Origin of the sequence: Haloarcula sp. JP-Z28 (assembly GCF_011440255.1) — an archaeon.
In the GTDB taxonomy this organism is placed as follows: Archaea; Halobacteriota; Halobacteria; order Halobacteriales; family Haloarculaceae; genus Haloarcula; species Haloarcula marismortui.
The window spans coordinates 1-1,067 of sequence record NZ_JAAOHT010000167.1; the positions used below are offsets into that span (position 1 = coordinate 1).

A 1,067-nucleotide genomic window follows, 5' to 3' on the forward strand; every position below is an offset into this window, starting at 1 on the left:
AAAAACGACGACTTCTACGAGGCGTTCGTGGCGTTCGTCCTCGACGAGCGCCGCGAGGAGTTCATCGAGTATCTCGACCTGGACGAGTTGTAGAGAGTTTCTGAGATATCGGCTGTTTCGCGGTAGCTGAGTGGTTCTTTTGACGTGTTACACCGGAAACAGTGGGGTATGCAAACACATTAATAGTTGTCCGTCAGTCGTCTGCTGACGGTGGTTGGTCGCGAGCGTTCCGGATATCCTCGAAGTATGGATCAACGATTTCCATGTCCTGAACCACATCTCGGAGCGCATGCAAGATCGCAATCGCGAAGGCCCGCTGCAAATCGAGCTCCCGAGCTGCGACTCGTTCAGACATCTCACCGTTGGCATAGGGGATGGCATACGTGAGCGCAGCCGCGAGTTTGCTGAGCCCGTATCGTTCCAGGAGGAGGTCGAGGTCCTGGTCGTGTGGTGAGCGACCGACCGCCTCAATGAGAGTGGGCGTGACGGTATACTCGTCACCGTCCAGGTCTGCAGTCAGCGTGATCGGGACAGCGGAATACGTGTGCGTCTTCTGCTCTTCATCTCGGGTCACGACACCGAGGTCAACGAGCGTTCCCATATCCGAGTACGCTGTCGTGCGGGGGATCTCTAACGCAGCGACGATATCGTCGATGGTTACGTCGCCCTCGCGGAGGACAAACGTGTAGAGCCGGGCCAGGCGTGGCTCTTCCAGCAGTTGTGCAATCGATAGGAGCCCATTGATAGCACGTTCTGGGTCCCCGGCGGCTTTCGGCATACAATTCATAATTCATGTATTAAGGAATAGCGGCTGGGACGACGCCAACCAGCGAGTCAATCACTGATAGTTCGATGATTAACAGCGTGTCACAGATGTACTCACAAAGTGGGACAGCTATCTGTTCAGTGAGTGGCTCAGTTGCTTGGAAATACGGAAAGACCACTCGGGAGAGATGCCTCTCCTGAGTGGGCTGTGATAGGTATGAATGGTGGCGGCGAACCGCGTTTCCCAGAGGCTCGCGCACTCCAGTACTCCCCGGAACGCTGGTGGGCTTATCTTCCGTGTT

General features: G+C 55.8%; 1 protein-coding gene. It reads right to left on the reverse strand.

All coding sequences use genetic code 11. The features are described 5' to 3' along the window. Positions 1-193: 193 nt before the first annotated feature. Entirely contained in the window at positions 194-778 is a 585-nt protein-coding gene (locus G9463_RS23750) for a TrmB family transcriptional regulator (RefSeq protein WP_165898003.1), read from the reverse strand. Positions 779-1,067: the final 289 nt, after the last annotated feature.